Genomic DNA, 22,455 nt, shown 5'->3' with positions numbered 1-22,455 from the left:
CTCCTATCCAAACACAAGACTATAGAAATAGTAGGGAAATAAAAAGCCATATCTCTGAAATATATGGCTTACTATCACTTATGCAGGTTTTTCTTCTAGAACAGATAGGTCAGCTTTTTCAATTAACTCAGGCGGCAAATCTTTATTGTTGCCTATTCTCAAACCCTTCATTTTTTCAGCCCGCTGAATTAGGTTACCCCTTCCCTCGCCGAGTTTTTTCATTGCTTCACCGTAGCTTCCTTCAGCACGCTCTAAATGAGAACCAAGCTTTTTCATATCATCAACAAAGCCGACTAATTTGTCGTAGATAGCTCCGGCCTTTTTTGCGATCTCCTGCGCATTTTGGTTTTGATATTCTACTCGCCACATGTTGTTGATGGTTTTCAGCGCAACCATTAGGTTTGTTGGACTAACCAGCATAATATTTCTTTCTAATGCCAATTGAATTAGCTCGCTGTCTTTTTCTACAGCTAGGTTGAATGCAGGTTCCACAGGAATAAACATCAACACATAATCGAGAGACTGAACACCGTGTAAGTCGTGGTAATTTTTGGTGGTCAGTTGCTTTATGTGGTTTTTAATCGCGTTTATATGCTCCTTTAATGCCTGCTGGCGAGTTGCATCATCTTCGGCATTAAAGTAACGCTCGTAAGCAGTCAGCACCATCTTTGAATCAATGACCACATCCTTTTCACCAGGCAAATGGACAATCACATCTGGCTTGAATGAACTGCCATCCTCGTTTTTTAATGAAACTTGAGTAACATATTCATGACCCAAGCGTAAGCCAGATTCTTGTAATACTCGTTCGAGTACAACTTCTCCCCATGTTCCTTGTTTTTTGTTATCGCCTTTGAGCGCCTTGGTTAGAGCCACAGCCTCTTTGGTCATTTGTTCATTTAACGCTTTTAAACTATGCACTTCTTGTTTTAGGGCATGGCGCTCTTTTGCTTCATTAGTGTAGACTTCGGTTACTTGCTTACTAAAAACACCTATTTGAGTTTTTAGCGGTGAAAGCAGCGAGTCCAGTGACAACTTATTTTGTTGTGACATTTCACCTGTTTTTTCTTTGAAGAGCTTATTTGCAGTATTTTCAAATTCTTTAATGAAACGTTGTTCTGTGCGTTCGAGCAGTTCGATCTTTTCCTGTTGTCCTTTTTTAGACTCCAGTAATGCTGATTTTTGGCTCGTCAGTTCAGTAATTTTCAAATCTTTCTCTGCCAAAGCAGACTTCAATTGTTTAACTTCGCCCTGAACTTCGACAAAACCTTTTAACTTTTCAGCGAGTTGTGCCTTTTCACTTGATAGCTGAGTAATTTGACCTTGGAGCGATTTAACTTGTTTGCTAAGTATTGTTGACTCTTCGAATAAAGTTGAATAGCGGTCATTCTTTTCTTCAAGATGAGCGCTTATTCGACTGAGTTCGGCTTTGCTTTCTGACAATAAGGATTCAACTAGACGCTTTTGCTCTTCTAATTCGTTTGAATGCTCTTCTATATTGGATAGGTGCTTTACGGTAACCTCCGCTGCGGCCAGTTTAGAAGATAGGATAGAATTATTGCTTTTCGCTAAATCAAGCTCTTCTTGTACAGTGATAAGCTCCTTCTTAAGTTCTTCATCTTCGTTAAGCTCAAACTGTGCTTGAGGTTTTTTTAGATACAATATGGCACCGATAACAGCTAAAAATGTGACTGATGCCATTATTGTGGTTTGGATAAATAAGTCGTTCATTTTTGAATACTCCAAAGTTGATAACGAAAGGAGTATTGCCAAACTTAGACCAAAGAAGAATTATCTATATAAATCATGGGTGTAGAAATAAACCCTCTATATAAAGAGCCCGTTAAAAATAACGATGATTACGTATATGTAACTTTTATTACCTATACATCTATAAGAGTATAAAATCTACCAATCCGCGCAAAGTCGTTTAAGAGGTCACTATCTAAGACCTTATTTGGTACGACTTTTAACATGCGGTTGCCATCCGCTTTTCGATTAACTTCCCACACGTGATTACAGTTAGAATTTCGAATGGCGAAGCAATTGTCATCCCTAGAAACCCATTGGTCTTCATCAGCTTTTGCACCACAACAAGGGCAATACAACAGCTCTTCAAACCTTTCTGCGGCCTCCGTCACGACATCAATTGCCTTAGCGATGGAAACATCTTGTTTATGCTCTCCCTTGAACTCTAATAACTTCGGCTTTACATCTATAAGTGGCTTTATCATTGTGACGCTATTATTTTCAAGCTGCCAATGTTGTTTCGCATTTATACTCTCTAAAAATCGTATCAGGGCTGACGGAATTTTATATAGCGTATTTCCAAGAGCTTGAACTACTTGGCTAGCTAACCACTTTGAAATCAATATTGCTAACTGTTCTAAAGAGTAAAAATTGATAGGAGAAGTACAAAGATTATATTTATCCATCTCTTCATCAGCACTAATAGAAAGCAATACTCTTTGAGAGTTTTCCATTAACTCTGTATCTGATAAGTCGGTGAAATTGGTGAAACATGGTACAAAGCTAAGATTCTGTCCAGATGAATCCAATCTAATTTCACCGACATCTGTCACCTCAAGCGAAACAGTTTGAACACCATTTCTTTCAAATGAATTTGGTGTCAATTCAACAAAACCGAGTTCATGAAGCGTTCGTTTCACTAAGTCGCAACAATATTGCGAATATGCACTAGACAGTTTCTTATTTCGCTCAAAGATTTGTTTAGGGTCGAGGTTATTAGCTTGCTGAGTATCTAGCCAACAGTTCCACAACCTTGCCACATGACGATAGTTCTGGTCATGTGACAAAACATTAGTCATATTTAGTTTTAGTGGTACATGAACCCTGTTAGTTAAAGAAATATACAAACCGGAATGCTGTAATGTTCTTACTTTTTTTAGCATCTTTGTTAACAGTTCAAGCGTGGCAACGCCATGAATTGCGGCATCATCTGCCTGTTCATCATCGGAGAAACCTTCTCCCCACAGTGTGAAGATAGTCTTGCGCAACTCGAAATAAATACCTTCTGCATTTTGGAAGCTCACCGCTTGTTGAAATATTTCTTCTAATCTTTTTACCTCTAATATGCGCTTTACCAAGTAGTGTTCAACATTCTCCAGCAGCTTTACATACACTCGATTTTCGTAGATGTTAAGCTGATCTTCACTTTCCAAAGCGAGTATTTGTTTAGGAATAACTCCTGTCAGAGTTCTAGCCTGCCAACACTCTGAATGTGAAGCCAAGTGAGCATTTGCGGAGCTTGCTATCTTTTTTGCTCTAGATACTGGGACAAGGTGCTCTTCATAAATCAACTCCATTCTTGGTCGCCTGGCAATTTCTTGCAGATGACCCTTTTTAAGAACATCAATTAGCAACTCTTCGAACTTTGTGAGTTCAAAGCGCGCAAGCAACTTATCGGGTATTAAAAAAGAGCGCGCCTTGTCCAAATCAACTGCATCTTGGTATGCCAGTATTGCACTTTCAATAATTTCTAATTCAATCTCACGTTGTTCCGACTTTTCACTATGAAAAAATGAACCTATCTGAGATCCGATGTGAAACTTCTCAGTTCCATCATTGATCAGAAGGTCGTCTGGCTGGATGTTTGAATGCCCATTGAAAGTACACGATTTCTGAGCCGCATATCTTCCAGACACAATATTCTCAGGAAGCTGTTTTACTAACTTCCCGTTAAATCTGTCATACCAAGTAACCATTAAAGGCTACTCTTTTTCTTCAATTCATTATTTAAGAGTTTAAAGCTCGCTTCAGGCTTGGAATTGAAGCCTTGAGTACGCCAAAACTCGCTTAATGCATCAATAAGGCTTGAAATATCTTCTTGCTCAGTGTCATAGCGGCCAGTCGCTTTTCCAGTTCTTAACACCTTAGTGGCTAACATATGGTCTAAGGCAAAACCTAAATCACTACCACATTCGAGCATAACGGGTATGAACCTACTAAGGTGTCTTTCTAGTCTATTGCCCCAACTGACATTTAACTCTTCCTCTAAAAGCATTGAAAACTCAGAATCATCAAGGTCTTTAATAAGTTTATTGACTGTGTTGCTATGTTTTTTTGTTGCGGCGTTGAAAGCTTCCTCTAGTGAATCGAAACTGTATGTAACTGGCTCAAGATCCTTGTTGATATGAAAGGTGCTTTTATGTCGTGGAAGCTCCATAACATGAGCACGGTCATAGGTCTTATCTGCAAATTCGAAAGTTGTTTCATCGTGGTTGGCTGTACCAATAAACCAAAGATTCTCAGGTATTTTGATTTTTCTACCATCAATCAACTTTTCAGGCCCGTTTGGCTGCCCCGTTGTCATCAACGTCAGAATACGGTCTTTGGGATCTAATTCTAAAGCAGACAAAAACTCAGCAAAATATTGCTCTGGTCTCGAAAGGTTCATTTCATCCAATAAAACGATGTAAGGACGGTCACTGTATGCCGGAGATTGTGCTTCATAAAGTGCTTGCAAAGTTTCTTGCTCGTAAAACTTCTTCTCGAACGCATTAAAGTGACCAATTAAATCTCCTTTATCACGCCAGCCAGCTTGAACAGATATGGTTTTCACACCACCGCCAACAGCTCTTGCAAATGCTTTTGCTAGGCTTGTTTTACCTGTGCCGCTTATCCCTTGTAGAATATGCAAACGGCTCATGGCAAGGCCAGCGATAAACAATCGAATGTCTTCAAGTCGATAGTACAATTCCTTCTGCTCGTAAGAGTCCCAAGCAATGCGATGTTGAAGCTCGTTTGCAAAGTCTTTTAGTGACGGAACAAATTCTGTTCTCCCTTTAGCTCTTAGCTTACTGTCAAGTTCTAAAAGCGCTGGGAACGCGGTCTTAGCTTGTTGCTTGTTCACGAGATCATCAACATCTGCACTTAATTGATCAACTGCCGCCTTTAACAATTGATTATGTTTTTCCAAAGCTTGTTTCTGTTTTTGAATCTGCTCTAACTCAATAACAGACATTCTATTTTTCGTGAGCTGCACTTTATTTTGCTGTAACTCTGCATGAGCATTGCTGTACTCCTGCTCTAGTGCCTCGTACGTCTTTTTGAGTTCTTTGAACTTCTCTTCAAGCTGTTCGCTAGGCTTTTCATCTAATTGTGAACGAAGGGTGTTTACTGTTTGCTTGTAATGATTAAGTTGCTCTAAAACCTCTTGCGGCGTAGCGTCTTCAAACTGTCTTTCTAATTCTTTAAAAGAACTTAGCTTTGCAAGTAATTGCTTTTCACCTTGATCATACTGAGCGATTTGCTTCTCAAGGTTTGCTTTCTGGTTTTCGAGTGAAGATATTTGATAAGCGAATTCTTTTTCGATTTCATCTTTAAGTGAAGTTTTATAACTGCTCGCTTCTTCGTCGGTTAATTGAGCTTGCTTACGCTTCCTTTCAATTAGCGCTTTTTCTTGGTTTAGCTGAAACTCTTTTTCATCTAATTCAGCTTCTTTAGCGAATAACTGTTGTAGCTTTTCATCCAGCAAAGTCTTTTCAGCTTCGTTTAACGTTTGCTTTGACTTGTTTAGTTCCTCTATTTCTTTCTCAAGTTTTAGCTTTTTCTCTTCCAATGATTCACGAAGCTTAGTTTGTTTTTCTTCAAATGAATTGAGCATTTCTATATGTTTTGCTGCAAATCCACTTTCAGCATCAAGTTCTTGCTCCTTCAACTCTTCTAGTTTTATGGCTAATTCAGCTCTATCTTCAGCAATTTTCTTTTTACTTGCCAACAGCTCTTTAGATTGCTTATCTAGCTCTTTCTTTTCAGCCTCGGCTTTCTTTTTTAGTTCTTCTTGTGCCGCTTCTAGTTGCTTCTGTCTCGCTAAGCTTTGTTTAACATCCAATTCTACTTGCTTGTTTTGCTCTACTAACTTCTTAAGCTCGCCAACCAAAGTTTGAATATCATTACCAAAGCTCTCTGAGGCTGCTTTCTTTTGTTGTTCACTAGCCGCATTATAAGAAGATGCTGCTGTCTTAAATTTTTCAGCCATAGCACCGAAAACAGAGCTGCTTTCGCTTTCTATTAAGTTATCTACAGCAGCCAGTGCATTATCTAATTTATGAACTTCTGTATTTGCTGTGTTTACTGTGGTGCTAGCGGTTGCCTGCGGCTTCCTTGCTCGGTTTCTTTTTCCCATTATTTACTTCCTAATAAACTTTCTAAAACTACTAATAATTCAATTGTTGATTCGAAGTGACTCATAGCCTCTTCTTTCGACAAAACTTCGCCACTGGCGTGGCTGGCCTTCTTATTTCTGGCATCGGCAAGACGAACTGCATTGTCTAACCAATTAGGCAGTTGAGTTGATAATTGCTCTACAACTTTCGGAAAAGTGAGCAACATTGCGGCAAGCATAGGCTTTAATGATTGCTCGCCTCTTGTCATTGCTGACTGAACCTGGCCCCCCCTTACGGTTGCTAGCCTGTTCGCTGCATAGGCACTAACGCCGCTTATTCCTAAATAAATTTGCTCAATAAGTCTTTTGTCATGCTGAAAAATAGGTCTATTACCGTTCCACCGCATGACTAGAACCTCCCAATCACTTCTGGCTTGATTGGGCTTCATAAAGGTTTTTAACCAAGCTTCGATGATTTTTTGCAACTCATTCAACAACCCTTCCAAAACCTCTGACCTAATTGTTTGAGATTGTTCAACCTGATTCTTAAATCGCAGTGTTGCTAATACATGTTTTTCTATCAGCGAATATTCTTGAACCCATGAGTAGTTTGCTAACAATTCTATTTTTGCCTGCTCCTCAAATAGCTGTTCTTGCTGCTTGTAATTGAGCGTATGTTCATCTTGAGCGATCCCCATAACCTCACTAACTCTGGAAGCAAAATGTTTATTTGAATCCAGCACCTGTTCAGCAACTTCATTTAGCTCCGGAAGTGTTTCCGTTAGTCCCGTTGGATCAGATAAATACCACGAGCGCTCACCAGAAATTGTTGAAAATAACTTGGTGTGGATAAACGCTGCGATAGGCTCAGGCTCAATAAACTCAATGGAATAGGTAACTTCTAACGTATCGTCAGATACATAAAAATCAGCTTGCTTTAACTGGTTCAATACTCTGCGATAGGCTCTTAAGCTGGTGTTCATTTGCTCTGAAGTTGGCGCTTCTGGCTTAACGGTATTACTGATTAACAAGGGCTTCACTAACTTACCTGAGCCTTTGCTTCGAACAAATTGTGGAAAGCGCTCAGTGAAATCCATGCTTTCTATATGGGGTAGTGTCGAGAGCACTCTCGGTAGCAATTTCCCTGTTATCGCATCTTGAAGCATGTAATAGCAAGTCTTCTCGTTTGTAGAGTTTTCTACACCTAAAAACAACTCCCTGGCTTTTTCTGTCTGCTTCCAACCATCGAGATAACCATCATTAGTTAATTGAGCCAAAATGTATTTAATAAGCTCTTTATCTAAATTGCTATATCGACATAATTTTTCGTTGTCATGGCACCCCGCCAAAATAAGCTTTAGCACTAACATCTGAAAAATATTCAAACTTGGTTTACTTTTGGGCGCAGCTACTCGCCATAGATAAAACGGCCAAAAGATATCCTTTTCATTCTGGTATCGATTCATCTTATTTTTTAAATAGCAAACATCCTGAATATCTTTATGCGTAATCATGACTTCACCTCACATAATTCGTGGATGAATGCCCACACTTGAGGAATGGCTTTTTGGGCTGTCTCACTTGAAAACATCTCTTTGTCACCAACAACTTTGATTAAACTCTTAGCTCGACTAAACGCTACGTTTAAACGGTTTGGTGTGCGAATGAAGCCATATTTTTTTCGATATGCATTCTCATCTGATGCTTTAATGTTATTTGAGCGAACCGTCGATAGGATCACCACATCAAACTCCTTTCCTTGAAACGCATCAACAGAGCCAACTCGAATTTTTTCGTCTCCCTCTTCAGTGGTTTTAAAGCCAGGCAGGTACTCCCAACCATCTTCTAATTTTTGGCAAATGCCTACTTGCGCAAGCTTATTAAAAATTAACTCTCGTTGGGCTGCAAAGAAGGTAATTACACCTACACTTAAATTAGGATTTTCTGCAAAAAGCGCTTGCACTTCACTAACAACTTTTTGTGCTTCGCAATCACGTTGCCAACTAGTCCCTGAACGTTGCTCTTTGCCAGACTGAAGCGGCAGGTCAATCCACTCGGCCACTTTACCCTTGTACTTAGCAATACCGAGATCGAAACGATCTTTGCTTAAGCCTGCTTCAAGTTTTGGCTCTCCTTCAGCTTCATAAAACGAACGACTTACAAAGCTACCGATATCTGGATGCATTCTGAACTGGGTATCTAACATCACAGTTCGTTGAATTCCGTCTTTGGCTTGGCGAGCCTTTAATTGCGTATATAGTCGCTCGAAAAGACTCATCTTGATTGCTTTAGCAGTCTCTTGTTGCAAGTCACCTGCTTCAATCATTTCTTTTTCAATGTCAGGTTCTAACATTTGCGGTAGTTGAAAGTGATCTCCAACTAATACGATTCGCTTCGCAGCTAAAGCCATTGGAATAAACAAATCAAGCGGGTTTGCTCTGGCAGCCTCATCTACAATAACGGTATCAAAGGTAAAGTCTCCGCCGACTTCATCCAAAGAAGCGTTAATTTGCTCTTTATATTTTACAACTTTTTGACCAGCAGAGCGTTGACATGATGCACCAATTGACGTCGTGTAATCTCTTACGCTATCGGCAAGGTAATCCGGTTGATACTTGATTAACTCCAAATACTCTTCGATAACGTCTGGTATTCCCGCAGCACAATTCATTGCGTGCTTAGCGATAACCTCATTCAATTGATGTAGCGTTGATATTTCTTCTTTTGAAAGCTCAACTTGTAACGACTTAGGTCGGTAATCGGGGATTAAATCATCGAGTAACTTATTTTTAATTTCTCTGAGTTTTTCAAAGTCTTCAGCACTAAGTGTCAACTTCTCGATAATTTCATCTAGAGCTTCTACTTCTTCTTCAAATCGCCCTGTTCTGCGTAAAGCAGATATACACTTGAAAGACTGTTCATAGCCATCATCGTCATACGCTCGCTCAGAGGTTCGTAAACCTCTAACTTGGCGCAGCAACAAACCATTAGAAGGCGCGTTGTTCTCATCAACTTGAGTGTCAAATTGTTGCTCAAGTTTTGCCTTCAAGGACTGAGGTATATCAAAACCGTGGTTTATTCTAAGATTATCGATATCTTCAAGAAGACTTTTTATCCGCTCGTGTTTTTGCTTTTTATCTACACGCGACGCTAATATGGCTGCTATGTCTTTTCGAATATTATTTATAATTTTATAACTGCTGTCGTTTTGAGCTAACTCATTCGCAACTTCAGTCAAATTATGTATTTGTTTCTTGCTCCATTGCTCCAAAAGAAAGGGGGCGCGCGCGTTGTCATCCGCTCTAATGGCGGGAATACCAAACGCTTCAGATCTGGCAATGACATTATCCACCGCATCATTTTGATAGCTGGTAAGTAGTATTTGCCCCGTTAATTTACTTTTATGTTCTTCCGCCAACCTATTTTGTAGTGCACTAATAACTTGAGTTTTACCTGTGCCTGGAGGCCCAAGAATTAACGCTATATCAGGGGTATTCAAAGCAACGTCTAGTGCTTCTATCTGTTTTGCTGTTGGCTCACCTTTGAATGAACTTCGCGCGGCTGCAGTGAGCGGCTTCAGTTTGTGTTTGGCCTGCTTTTGCCTAGATATACTAAAATCTTGGTCTTCCAATAACAGACGTAGATCTTTCATTGGGTTCAAGAAGTTTGTAATAGCATCCCTAGCCTGCTCGCGTCGCTGTGTCTGTACAATTGAGCCACTAATCGACAAATAAATAACACCTTTTTCTTCGGGCTTTCCGTAAGAGTTTAAATTGAGCGTTATATACTGATTAGTGTGCCCCGAAAATCTAGCAGAAATACTTTCTACCTTTTCATCCTTCTCAAGCCCGATATCACCAATATTATTCTCTAACCAGCTAGGCAAGCGCTTGTTTATCTCTAACGTATGGTTAGGCTCTTCTCTTAAAGTTGCGGCAATCTGTTTAACATTCTCAATATCTTTTTCTTGGAAGTAAAACTTCCACTTAACACCATCAACTGAGTCTTCTTTATCGATTTTGATATAACGAACAAAGCCAGCGTTATTGGCAAGTTCCACCGCCTTTTCTTTAACTTTTTGGTTGTATTGGTTCCACAAGTTTATGTATGTTGAATTATCACGATTTAACTCCTCAAGTTTTTGCTTAACTAAAGGGTCTTGAATGCGAGCTGCAACCGTATAGTCGACAAACGACAACTCACAATCTAACGAACTTAAATTGAACTTAATTTTACGATGTAGCTTTTTAACTGATTTCGCCCACACTCTTTGTTCGGGCGTAAATTGCACTTCAAGTAAGCTATTTTTACCTACAATCGTTAACCCTCTATTATCCGCGACGCTTGCATTAGATACCGCCGTTAACACTTTCGACTGATTATTAACTTCAAGTACAAACTCGCTTTTTAGCCATTCCGCTACGCTATCAATGTCTTTATTTTTTAGCTTTGCAAGTTTAGAAACTTGCTCAATAATGTTCTCGTCTACAGACACTTGTAGCTCATGAAAATCAAAATAATTTGGTAAGCAAGGTATCGTCTGAATAAGCACCTTGTTTTCTTGCTTAGAGATTGGTATCCAAATAAAGTGCTCAATATCACCATAGCTATCAAATACTTCTGCATTGGTAACTTGTGCCAAAAGCTCATTTTGCTTTATAAACAGCTCATCGTGGATTACATGAAAAGAGATATCTTGCTTAATATCAAGCGCCGAGATAGCCTCCTCTTCAATGGCAATTTCAATAATCGTTTCTTGAGTTAAATGTCTTAAGTCTTGCGTAACCATCAGCCTACCACCTCAACCTAAATAAATTAGCTATTTGTGGCTCCGGCGTATCAACGATCGGCACAATTATTAACCACCTATTCGCTCTTGTTGAGGCAGATATGGGCGTTTTAGAGTTGAACGTTTGAAGTTTATGTTTGTCGAGTTCTGACCTAAAGTCTGCAAAACCCATCTCAAAAGATTTAGCACCTATCGGAGTGATCTCTAAACCCTCTTTTGAAAAGCTTAGGGATAATAGTTCTTGTGATTCAGGCCAGTACAGGGAACCAGGACAAGAGTTTTTAATTACAATGGTTTCACCAATATTAAGCGTTTGGTTGCACCCAGTATTTATGTAAGCATCACGAACATCAGCATTTTCTAAAGCCGTGATCGACTCATCGTACAAATAGTTACGAATATACAAAATTTGGCGGCCGCCCATTAACGAATCACAGAAAGGACATTCTAGTTTTCGGTCACGCACCACATAGTTAAAAGAAGCATGGCATTCGCTGTTTTGGCACTTCACTAACATATGCGTAAGCTTTTCCAGAACCTCCGCCCATTCAGCTAAACTTGGCCTGGCTAGCGGTTCGTCTTTACCCGCGTTGAAGCACTGCTCGAATAAATTATAAAGTGGGTTTAACGCTACCAGTTCTAGTGGTATGCCTTTGGGATCATCTTCATCGAGGGCATTAGAATGATCTGTTGGGTGGTATATCCAAGGTAGCTCGCCCGCAAACGCTCTCTCTTCGTCTTCAGGTGTACCATTTTCAACCACCTCACCAATAAATGGGTGATTAGTTGTCAATAATTTCATCGCAACAACTGCAAAACTCCATGCATCTGTTAGCGACGAAACAAGGCTATCGCCATTAACTACTTCTGGAGCACCAAACCCTGGGCTAAAGATTCGACCTGCCTGCCCTTCTTGTTCTACTGAATCAAAGCTTTCGCGCTGATTAATGCAGATATTGTCACAATCAATCAGCCATACTTCAGAGTAATCAGCGTTTTCTGAAACAAATATATTAGCTGGTGATAAATCACCATAAGCTAATCCCCTCGCATGGAGATCTGACAGTGTTCTGGCAAGCTTTGCCAAAATAGTCATCCGACGCTTTAAGCCACCTGTATATAAGTAATGATCTATTGACCCCTCTGAATCGATTAACTCTTCAGTTTCATTCATAACTTTTTCTAGTGGAATTAACCCGTCCATCAGTTCCATTGCATAACCAAAGTTATTTCCTTTCATAGCAATGCGCGAGAAGGGTTTAGCAATGTTTAATTGCTCTAAAGGCTGCCTCATTAACCAATGAACATGCTCAAGCCATTTTCTTTTTTTATTTTTGTCTGGCTGCGTACTCATTTTTACCAGCACGTTATCAATCTGAGTTGAGCAAACAACTCCTTGCCCACCGTGTCCAATTTTTTTAACTAACTCAAAATCTTGTCCAAAAGTGTCAGTAACTATCCGTTTTTTAGTTTGTCCACTTGCCATTTTTATATCCCTTATTCTGCACAGCTAGCTCAAAACCATTAATGCAAGTGTTTTGTCATCTGTGTGATTAGGTGTACCCCAGTTCCTAAATTCATTTTTTAACCAAGCCTTGGCTTGTCTAATGCTTTTGCCATTAGTGCTTTCTACAATCGAATAAACGAACGCCAGTTCCATACCTTGATTAAGATCTTCACTAATACCGTCTGTCATCAACGCAATCACATCGCCTACTTTCAATCGCTGCTTTGTAACTTGCCAGTCTGAAAACTGTTTAGATTTTCCTAAGCCTGTAGTGACGTTGCCAAAATCGTTTGTATCTAGCTGCTCAGTTGCCTGTTGCGGAGTTAAAATTAATCCGTCACCTAACTGAAACGTTCTAAGCTCTCCTTCATCAGAAACCCAAGCAATCAAACACGTTGTCACCGCATCGCTGGCTTTAATATCGCCAAGCGAGTCCAGCCAATGTTGGTAAATCCGCTTGATAAGCGATTTGCTCTCAATATTGAAATCAACCGTTTTGATAACTTCAAAAGCAGCTCGACATGCTTGCCTTGATCCTATATCCGAATGAGGCTTAGACCCCATGCCATCGCAAACCACAGCTAGCCAACCATTTGGCACTCGCTTTACTAGCACTGAATCTTGATTAGCCTGACCATTTAACAAATGACCAGGCCCAATAACAGAAACGCTTAAATGGCGAATGCTCATCACAAGCCTTCTAGGTCTAAGCCTAAATCATCGTCATCGTTATCTAACTCATCAAAGTTGATAGGGGCAAGTTCGTTAGGCGTTCTACTTTGAGAGCGAGCTGTTACGCTCATTGTGACTGCTCTAAAAAAGCGGTGAATATCTCTGGCTTCATTACCTTTAAATACTGGCGCTTCTAAGTCATTGTTGAATGCTTCGAGTACATCGATATTAGCTTCAGCCCCTATTGCCATTGCAAAGCGACTGGCTTTTTGACCTCGCTCACTGTTAGTTAAACGTTCTAAACCAGCTTGCCAACTGTCGGTTGGAATACCGTCAGAAAGTAAAATTAACACAGGGCGATAGTCGCGGGAGGTAATAATTTCTTTATCTTCTAGCACCTCTGTAGCCAATTCGAACGCATGACCCATTGGTGTGCGACCAAACGCATCCAGTGGTTTCATAGCCTCAATTTCAGAAGCTTTAGCCAGTGGTAAATGCATTTCTGCGCTTTCGCCACCAAAAGTAATTAGCCCCACGTGAATTTCAGCTTGTCGCGCTGATTCTTGTTTAAATGTAGACACCATGTTCTGAATGGCTTCATTCAGCGCTTCGTCTTTCCCTTTTACCGACATACTTCCACTGGTATCTGCCAAAATAATAACTGGGAGTGCTCTTGCTTTTGCTACTGCGAACTTTTTTAGACTCATTTTTGTTTCTATCCTTTTAACTTAGATTGACGTAATTCAATCAACTGCAAATTAATGTAAGTGTTTATGGCTGTGCTTGAATGGACGGATCTTTCTGAGATCTTTGTTTCGGAAGGCTGTCAATACTGTTCCATTTGACGACACAACAAGCTGGATTCCATTCATCGCTTTTAATTCCGGCTCAATAGAGCCATATCTTTCAATTTCTTTTTTACCAATAACATAGTAGGTAGCGCGTCTCGCGTGAATAACGCGACCGTATTTATAAGCAAGCATTACCTGCTTTTTAGATATTCCTCTTTGCCCTTCTCTTGTCTTCGCGTGCTGGCTATTTGTTAGATCTGGTGCAATTAAAAGTCGCTCATCTTCTTTCACAATAAAGGTCATCTATTCTTCCTCATATGTTTGGATACACATGAGATAGCGAAAATCAGACCATCACGTATAACATTGTTTTATATAGACTTTAATTAAATCACGCCTATTTAATAGTAAATATAATTACTTTAAGATAAAAATAATTAACCTCTAGCCGCTGCAATAGACTCTTCGTAGGCTTTATCCCAATCCTCATATTTAAAGGCGTTTTTTACATTTTCTATAAACTCCTTCTTATTGAGGGTTTCGTAGGTTAAATCTTTAAACTCACACCTAAGTTCCATTTTTTTGATTAGCTTTTCTGCATAAGGGAAGACTTCATCCAATTGATCCATTACCCACTCTTTAATTTTTGCGTCATTCGTTGGATCTCCCACTTTAATCGTCATTCGTTCAGGTGGGTTAACTTTTAAAATTGGTAGATATAAATCTGCAATAGCTTTTTTAGAGTCGTCGATACTTTGCTGTAAATTCTTTTGCACCGCTTCGCCGTGCTTCACTAGCTTTTCTTTAAGAGCATCGATTTTCTGTAAGAACAGTTCTTTATTACGAACCAGTAACACTCGCCCCCTGTCTTTGCCCAATGATGAAGTAAACTGGTCTCGGATGTCTTTTAAGTGTTTTTCCAACTCTTTAGAAGAAAGTTCGTGATTTTTTGCTAATAAATCGAAACTTGTCTTAAAGCGACCTTCTAGCTTAGTTTTGTCAGTGCCTACAGCTTGCAATGCCTCTGGCATGGTTATTTTTTGACGCTGAACTGCTGCTCCTGTCATTGATAATTCAACATACTGCAAATATGAGCTATAAACCCTGACTTGCCGAGTTACATCGAACTTGACTAGGGGGTTACTTTTTATCGAGCTTTCAATTGACTCAATCGTGTTTTCACCCAATGGATTATTAGGAATTTCAGGAATAGTATCTGCTACTTCTGCACGTTGCTCGGATGTTTTACACGCTGCTAACGCAATTGCTTTGGCTGCTGGTGATAAACGTGTAGATGCTTCTTGTGCTTGCTGAGGCGTCAACTTAACGGCATTAAAGCCTAAGCTAGTAGATTGTTCACTTTCTAAATATAGCGCGGTTGGGGTAAAACTATATCCTTCTCCATCTATAATGATTAGAGCAAAGCGTAAGCTTGAAATATGGTTTATGTTGATACCGTGGGTATTTAAGTGGGAAATTGCTTCAATGTCACCAAAGCCCATTCTGATCGACTTTTCATCGGCATCCAGGCAGACGATAGTCATCTCTTCACCAAGATGAAAAGCTGCTTCTACTAACTTTTCAGCCACCGCAAATCGAAGACCTGGTGCGGCATAAATGATTGATTCCTTTGCTTGCTCAACTAGTTTGCATAGTTTATCTGTATCGATATTAGTAAAAAACTGAGATCCCTTTTTTTCCTGCATACATTTAACTCCTTTTAATTAGTTTTGGTTTATTGAGCCATATTATTTTTCAAACACATGTGCTTTTAGATTCTTGTTGATGGGTATCGAAGGTTAGACACCTAAAAAATTCGAACGTCACTTGCTGTGCTTTGTTCACTATCGTTTAATGCGCAATCTAGGGATTCACGGATGTAGTTTTCATCTTGTGGTTTAACGCCCGATAGTTGGCGCTCTTAAATGATGTTAAGTAATTGTCACATAAAACATCCTTGTCTTTACTGGGCTTTACAGCTCTCCTGAAAACGCTTTTTGGCTTAAAGAATTAAACAGATTATCAATCTCTGTTTCATCAAACTTTTGGACTGTTTTCTTAACGTGGCTTTGAATATTTAAAAATTCCATTTGTAGATTTAATGGAGGATTAATTACAGTCAACTCTTTAATTTTACCGACATTGAGTATTCCCATAGTTCCTCCATGAGACATATTAGCTATTTTGGTTAGCATTTCTTTAGTCGTTAAAAGGAACTTCATGAACCAAGGATTCGCTACTTCACTATCAAACTTCACTTTCATTAATCGAGGGTTAATTATTCCTTTTTTGTACTTGTTAGGAACAACTGAGATTTTGCCAAAGCTACCGACAAGACTAATGAGCATATCACCTTCATTTATCGAGCAAGATTTCAAAGTTTCAAATTTTTCTGAGTCAATGTAGTAGTCTCCAAATTCAAGATCATCTTTGATTACCTGCTCCTGTCCATAAATTTTGTATCCGCTCTCAACGTAATCTTCTTTTTTCAGAGCGGAACCAAATGGCCCAGCTTTTATTGAATATTTTTCTTTCGCTGCAATATCTTCAACTTTCTTAACTTCCCACCCCTTAGGGTTAGTCACCGGATCGCCGAACATATCTAAAAACACGCTGCGAAGAAACTCGTCGGCGAGGTCGATGGCTTGTTGGCGTTTACGGCGGATAGCATTGGCTTTATCTAAAATCGCCGCAATTCGCTTTTGCTCGTCGAGTGGTGGTAATGGGATTTCGACTTTCTTTAAATCCGTCAAATTAGTACGAGTACGTGTACTGCCCCGACTAAACTTCAAAACTTTTCTCTGTCCTGTAGGAGAGTTCAAATAATGGCACAAATATTTATAATCAATAAGCGACTTATCACCTCTAAACCGCACAACATCTGCAACTATAATTCCGGCAGGTGAACCTTCGGGAATTATACAGGCGGTTCCAACTGCACCAAGTTTAGCGATACAAACATCGCCAGCTTTGTATGAATGCCGACTTATTGAATTGGCTTTTTCTTGCGAAACAAATTTAAGATCTTTAGTTAAATATTTATTTGGCTTAATGTTTTTCAACTGAATCAAGGGAACTCCAGATTCAGTATATTCAGAAGACTTTAAGTTTGAGCCAAAAGGGCCATCCACAAAGTTTCCTTTTTCACCTTCTAACGAGCCAAGTGTCACCAAAGGCCAATTCACAACATCTTCTCCAATTCTTGTAAGTCAGCCAGAATTTCATTTTCCAATTCAACTAGCTTACCTAAGATTTCTTTTGGTGGATCGTATTGCTCTTCTTCATATACCACTTCTTTATAGCGGTTAATGGATAAGTCATATTTATTTGCAGCGATATCGGTTTTGCTGACCCAGAAATGTTTTTTATCGTCTGTAACAATGCGATCATTTTCTTCAGTTTCAGCAGCGTTCTTATCACGAGCTTTGAACGACTCAACTAAATCTTCTAAGTCGTTTTCTTTAATGATGGTGCGTTTATCGTCCAAAGAGAAGCCATCGTTCTGTAAGTCATAGAACCACACATGGTCGGTTACAGAGCCTTTGGTAATAAACAAAACCGCCGTCGAAACTCCCGCGTACGGCTTGAATACACCTGAAGGCAGTGACACAACGCCTTGTAATTCGTTATTTTCAACAATGTGTTTACGCAATTGCTGGTGCGCTTTTGATGAGCCAAATAAAACGCCGTCTGGAACGATAATCGCGGTTTTCCCACCGTTTTTCAGCATACGAAGAATTTGAGCAACAAATAACAGCTCGGTCTTTTTGGTTTTGACCATACGTAAAATGGCGTCGTCTACGTCTTCTTCGTCTAAGCTGCCTTTGAATGGCGGGTTAGCTAAAATCATCGAGAAGGCATCTTTACTTTGCTCTGGGTAGCGCTCGGCAAAACGGCCACTTAAAGTGTCTTGATAATGAATATCTGGCTCGGCAATACCGTGCATTACTAAGTTCATTGCAGCGATACGTAACATGGTGGAGTCAAAGTCAAAACCGTGGAACATGTCAGTGTCTACATGGTCACGATGCTCTAGCAACAGGTCACCACTGTAAATTTTTACCTGCTGCTCTTGGCCTTTTTCATCGATAACTGTTTCGGTATGAATGCCCTCAGGAGAGGTGTATTTCTCTAATAGGTATTCATAAGCCACGCTTAAAAAACCAGCTGTGCCACAGGCAGGATCGCATATGCGGTCATTTACCTCTGGATCTAACATTTCCACCATAGCGCGAATGATATGGCGCGGTGTACGAAACTGACCGTTAATGCCTGCTGTGGTCAATTTGCTCAGGAGGTATTCGTACAAATCCCCTTTGGTATCACTATCTTCTAACGGCAGTTTATTGATCATCTCAACCGCCGAGACCATCAAGGTTGGCTTTTGGATCATGCATTGGGCGTCTTTCATAAAGCCGCTAAACAATGAACCTTCACCAGCAATGTCTTTAAAATGCGGGAATACTTCGTCTCGCACAACTTTTAACATGGTATCTGCATCTTGGTGATGGAAACGATGCCAACGAATATGTTGCTGTTCCTCGCTAAAGCGACGCTTAAAACTGGTGCCTCGCAGCTGCGCACGTTTTTCATCGCGCTGCTCGTGTAAGTCGAGTAAACGGGCATACATTAGGAAAGTAATCTGCTCGATAACGGTAAGTGGGTTTGCGATGCCTCCCGTCCAAAATTCAGACCAAAGTTTGTCTACACTGCTTTTTAATTCGCCTGTGATCATAGTGCTCTCTTTATACTTCATATGTCCGCGCCAAAATGAAGGCACGGGCTATAACTGTTCAATTCGCTGATTAAATTACGTGAGTTGGTAAGATGTGATGGAGCGTTTATTAATGCCGTATAAGCCTTCGCGCTTTTTGGTGTTAGGAAGTGTCTTTGCTCTTACCGAAAAACCTTTTTTTACCACGTAATCCAACATGGTTTGTTCACAATCTACTTCAATACAATCGGTGAGTTTATTACCTTTTTCGCTAACGCGAAATGCAACCTTGCCCGTTTGAGTATTTTTCATTCGAACCGGATACAGATGGTCTCCTGACTCGTGTAATAGTTTAAGTCGCATACTCATTCGCGATTTTGTTATACCAGTCATTTTCATTTCCTTAATCACTTCTTCCTTCAATCGTTGAGATAGGGTCAGGTAGTTCGAGCGATTTTAGCAAAGCGAACACATCGTTTTCACTGTTACCTAATACACCTTCATAAATTCGGTTGTATGGCGCTTTGTCTAAGTCGGCCATTTTTATGCCGCCGCTGCGAGCGATATGACCGACTAACATATCGATTATACGCTGTGCTTGTGCGTTCATACGATGGTTTTGTAAGTGCTCGGTAAAACTTTTTTCAATGTATTTCGCATCCATACCAACAATGCTTCGAAGTAATGTATCAAGCGACTTACTCGACTCTGGATAAAACGATTTTAACGTTGCGATATCCACATCAGCATGACGTGTATGGATAATACTGTTTAACTGTAAAACCTCGCTTTCGGAAACAGCCTGGCCGTTTCTAATCTTTTGTAATACCGGATGGCTATCAAAAATTGGTTTTAATGCTTCTTCAACCTTCTGCAAATAAATCTTGTAATCAATAGATTCAATTTTGGAAGCGCGAGCACTGATTTCATATTCAGCAGCATCTTCCTTAATATCGAGCAATTTTGTTGGTGCAGGAGGCGGTAAAATCTCTCCTTCTAGAAGCCACATGATATCACGCAGTGCTAAACGAGATTGCTCCAGCTTTTCAAAGGTTGGAAAAAGCCAATATTCATCGCTGAGCAACAGTTTAATGTATTCAGCCTTATCTTGGACTTGTTTCATATTGACTGGTAAACGGTCAATTACAGAGAAGATTTCAGCTTTTAGCTCGCCAAGTTCAGTTGGCGCTTCAAACAACGTTTGCTGAGTTTGCGCAATGAGAATGTCCCAGCGTATAGCTTTACTCTGTTTGCGGGTGTCTAACCACTGCATCAGCGGTGCGATTTCTGTTTCTAGCAAATGCACCGTTTGTTTTGCGTATTGATTCAGCAGCTTTTCATCTGACATTTGCTCGACAATTTGCCAGCTATCGCGAATATTGATATTGCGTTTATCAAGTGCATCGATATCTTGTTTAAGCAACTTAGCTACTACTAAGAACGACTCGCGTTCAAACTTGTTGAGTGCAGTAGAGGCAAGCAGCATACGCATCTCAAAACGCTTCTGAGCTAACGATTTGGTAATAGTTGGCTCTATTTCCTCATAATCGAATTCGAAATAGTCAAAGTTATTCCAGTGGTCAAAAATTAAGAAGCGTGTTTTGTCTTTGCCCTTGCCAAATAGATCGGGGCATAAACGTGTACCACGTCCAATCATTTGCCAGAATTTAACCTTTGACTTAACAGGTTTTGCGAACACTAAATTGACCACTTCTGGCACATCAATACCCGTATCTAACATATCTACCGATATCGCTAGAGTGATATCTTTCTCTGGCTCGCCTTCTATCCCTTTGAATTGATCAATGAGGGCTTCTGCTCGTGGTTCGTCAGAGTGAATAACCTCACAGAAGCCATCACTTAACTCTGGATACATTTCGTCAAACAATTCTTTGAGCAAACGAGCGTGGTCGATACGGCGAGCAAAGATAATCGACTTGCCAATGAACTGTTCGTCTTTATCTTTGATACCATTTTCCATCAAGTTTCGAATTATTTGACGATTGGTATCAAGGTTCATAACCGCTTTATCGATGTCTTGAGCGTTAAACTCTAGCTCGTTTGGATCTTCGCCCTTGTCTTCTAGTTCCGCGATTTGCTCATCCGTTAATGAGCGCTGATTTATCCCTTCTCGTAGAAACTTAGTCGTCATTGTCATGATATCGAATGGCACTAAGTGATCTTCTGCAATGGCTTTTTCCAGTGGGTAATTCGCCGTTGGGCTTTTGTAGTCGCAACCAAATAGCTGGCAGGTAGAGCGAGATACCATTTCTACTGGCGTAGCCGTAAGACCGACTTGCAGACAATCGTAGTATTTAAAGATATTACCAAACACGTTATATACCGAACGATGTGATTCGTCTGCGATAATTAGATCGAAATAACCCACGTCGAACTCTTCATAAATACTCATCATGCCTGGGTAAGTAGCGATAAAAATACGCGCACTGTCGCGATATTTCTTTTCACTCTTACCCACTACATAAGGCTTAGCTTGCAAGAAGTCGACAAAAGCTTTGTTGGCTTGTTTACGCAACTCTTTGCGGTCACATAAAAATAGAATTCGTTTAGCCCACTTTGCTTCTTGGAGTGATTTAGTTAATGCTATTGAAACCCTAGTTTTACCAGTCCCCGTAGCTTGAACGATTAATGCCTTCCGGCGTTTTAGTTCGAACGTTTCATGAACACGTGTGATTGTTTCTAATTGATAGCGTCGGCCAGCGATACCGTGATCTATTTCAACCGTAGATAACGGCTGTTTCTCGACTCGCTGAAACTTCACCAAATGCTGTAGTGAGCTTTTAGAGTAATAACCATAAATTTTACGGGGTGGATACTTTTGAACGTCATCCCAGATGTATATGTCGTGCCCGTTGGTATAAAACATAACAGGGCGTTGCCCATACTGCTTTTCTAATGCATCTGCATAATCTTTTGCTTGTTTTTTACCTAGCCGAGCATCTTTTGAAGTTCGCTTAGCTTCTACTACTGCAAGCGGCTTGCCGTCGTCATCCCATAGCACATAATCAACATAGCCTATGAACGTCTTTGTTGGTTGATATTGAACTTCTATTTCTTGACCAACTTGCTCTGTGGATGTGCCATCATCAGACACATCCCAACCCACTTCCCTCAATTCTGAGTCGATGAGATATTTTCGTGTAGCGCTTTCATCGAAGTTTAAAGTTTGAGAAGCGACTTTGCTGAAATCCGTAAAGTATTGCATTGCAGCTTTATCGGCAACGGCTGTGGCCTGCTTATTCTTTTGAAGTAGCTCTTGATAGGCTTTGCGCTGCTCTTCTAACTCAGCCATTGCTTGTTTATGCAATGCTTCGCTTTGCTCAAGCTTTTTCTTTAATTGGCCGTCAGGTTTTTCTACTTCTTTGAATTCCGGAATAGCATCACTTTGTACATTGTGAAACGCACAATATAGCCACGCACCGACATGGTAAGCTTGCTTAACCGCAAACAATGCATCAGCTGTGGTGCCCTTGTTATCGTGAACGGCTTTGTTGCCTAAGTTTTTAAGTAAATGAAACTTATCTAGAATTGCCGACGATGACAGCTGAACAAAGTCCTCCCCCTTTAACTGTTCGTTAAATGTTGCACGGGGTAAACAAGGTAACTTAAGAGTTCGATAAATCCAGCCAACCAAATGTTCACTGTATGAGCGCAGCTTAATAAGCGAGCCAACAGGGTCTGAATAGGTGTATTCTTCAGCGTAACCGCCAAAGTCAGCTAGCTCAGGCCAGTCATTTCGTAAAAACTCAAAATTCATCGATTGCTTCATTCCGATTGATTTCCCTATTCCTTAAATTGCAGGTCGAGTGCCAAGTTTTTATTCAATAGCGCTGT

At 40.2% G+C, this 22,455-nt stretch carries 14 protein-coding genes; all 14 read right to left on the bottom strand.

What is annotated here, in order from left to right; translation table 11 throughout:
• Positions 1 to 78: 78 nt before the first annotated feature.
• The 14 genes from rmuC to AC27KT_RS14555 all read right to left on the bottom strand — a co-directional run bounded on the left by rmuC (position 79) and on the right by AC27KT_RS14555 (position 22,390).
• Complete coding sequence (gene rmuC, locus AC27KT_RS14620; protein WP_487131124.1) at positions 79 to 1,731, bottom strand: DNA recombination protein RmuC; 1,653 nt, start codon at positions 1,729 to 1,731, stop codon at positions 79 to 81.
• Positions 1,732 to 1,883: 152 nt separating this feature from the next.
• Positions 1,884 to 3,725, bottom strand: coding sequence for a DUF2357 domain-containing protein (locus AC27KT_RS14615; protein ID WP_487131122.1), 1,842 nt, complete (start codon positions 3,723 to 3,725; stop codon positions 1,884 to 1,886).
• Positions 3,725 to 6,148, bottom strand: a complete 2,424-nt coding sequence (locus AC27KT_RS14610; RefSeq protein WP_487131120.1) for an AAA family ATPase — start codon at positions 6,146 to 6,148, stop codon at positions 3,725 to 3,727. Before AC27KT_RS14610 ends, AC27KT_RS14615 begins: the two co-directional genes overlap by 1 nt.
• Positions 6,148 to 7,641, bottom strand: coding sequence for a hypothetical protein (locus AC27KT_RS14605; RefSeq protein WP_487131118.1), 1,494 nt, complete (start codon positions 7,639 to 7,641; stop codon positions 6,148 to 6,150). The genes AC27KT_RS14610 and AC27KT_RS14605 overlap by 1 nt, the downstream gene beginning before the upstream one ends.
• Positions 7,638 to 10,916: a DEAD/DEAH box helicase gene (locus AC27KT_RS14600; protein ID WP_487131116.1), complete on the bottom strand. Its 3,279-nt coding sequence runs from the start codon at positions 10,914 to 10,916 to the stop codon at positions 7,638 to 7,640. Before AC27KT_RS14600 ends, AC27KT_RS14605 begins: the two co-directional genes overlap by 4 nt.
• Before the next feature lie 4 nt (positions 10,917 to 10,920).
• Positions 10,921 to 12,402, bottom strand: a complete 1,482-nt coding sequence (locus tag AC27KT_RS14595; RefSeq protein WP_487131114.1) for a protein kinase domain-containing protein — start codon at positions 12,400 to 12,402, stop codon at positions 10,921 to 10,923.
• Positions 12,403 to 12,426: 24 nt separating this feature from the next.
• On the bottom strand, positions 12,427 to 13,113 hold the full coding sequence (locus AC27KT_RS14590; protein WP_487131112.1) for a PP2C family serine/threonine-protein phosphatase: 687 nt from the start codon (positions 13,111 to 13,113) through the stop codon (positions 12,427 to 12,429).
• Positions 13,113 to 13,802 carry a vWA domain-containing protein gene (locus AC27KT_RS14585; protein WP_487131110.1) on the bottom strand — a complete coding sequence of 230 codons (690 nt, stop codon included), beginning with the start codon at positions 13,800 to 13,802 and terminating at the stop codon, positions 13,113 to 13,115. The genes AC27KT_RS14590 and AC27KT_RS14585 overlap by 1 nt, the downstream gene beginning before the upstream one ends.
• A gap of 51 nt (positions 13,803 to 13,853) precedes the next feature.
• Complete coding sequence (locus AC27KT_RS14580; protein ID WP_458724226.1) at positions 13,854 to 14,189, bottom strand: hypothetical protein; 336 nt, start codon at positions 14,187 to 14,189, stop codon at positions 13,854 to 13,856.
• 134 nt (positions 14,190 to 14,323) lie between these two features.
• Entirely contained in the window at positions 14,324 to 15,592 is a 1,269-nt protein-coding gene (locus AC27KT_RS14575; protein WP_487131108.1) for a hypothetical protein, read from the bottom strand.
• Positions 15,593 to 15,859: 267 nt separating this feature from the next.
• Positions 15,860 to 17,071: a restriction endonuclease subunit S gene (locus tag AC27KT_RS14570; protein WP_487131106.1), complete on the bottom strand. Its 1,212-nt coding sequence runs from the start codon at positions 17,069 to 17,071 to the stop codon at positions 15,860 to 15,862.
• On the bottom strand, positions 17,068 to 18,642 hold the full coding sequence (locus AC27KT_RS14565; RefSeq protein WP_487131104.1) for a class I SAM-dependent DNA methyltransferase: 1,575 nt from the start codon (positions 18,640 to 18,642) through the stop codon (positions 17,068 to 17,070). Before AC27KT_RS14565 ends, AC27KT_RS14570 begins: the two co-directional genes overlap by 4 nt.
• Positions 18,643 to 18,696: 54 nt before the next feature.
• Positions 18,697 to 18,993 carry a hypothetical protein gene (locus AC27KT_RS14560; RefSeq protein WP_487131102.1) on the bottom strand — a complete coding sequence of 99 codons (297 nt, stop codon included), beginning with the start codon at positions 18,991 to 18,993 and terminating at the stop codon, positions 18,697 to 18,699.
• A gap of 10 nt (positions 18,994 to 19,003) precedes the next feature.
• Positions 19,004 to 22,390, bottom strand: a complete 3,387-nt coding sequence (locus AC27KT_RS14555) for a type I restriction endonuclease subunit R (protein ID WP_487131100.1) — start codon at positions 22,388 to 22,390, stop codon at positions 19,004 to 19,006.
• Positions 22,391 to 22,455: the final 65 nt, after the last annotated feature.

This window comes from Alteromonas sp. 5NW40-0090 (genome assembly GCF_057552975.1).
Note: the sequence above shows the minus strand (reverse complement) of the source record. Positions and strands in the feature narration are given on the sequence as shown.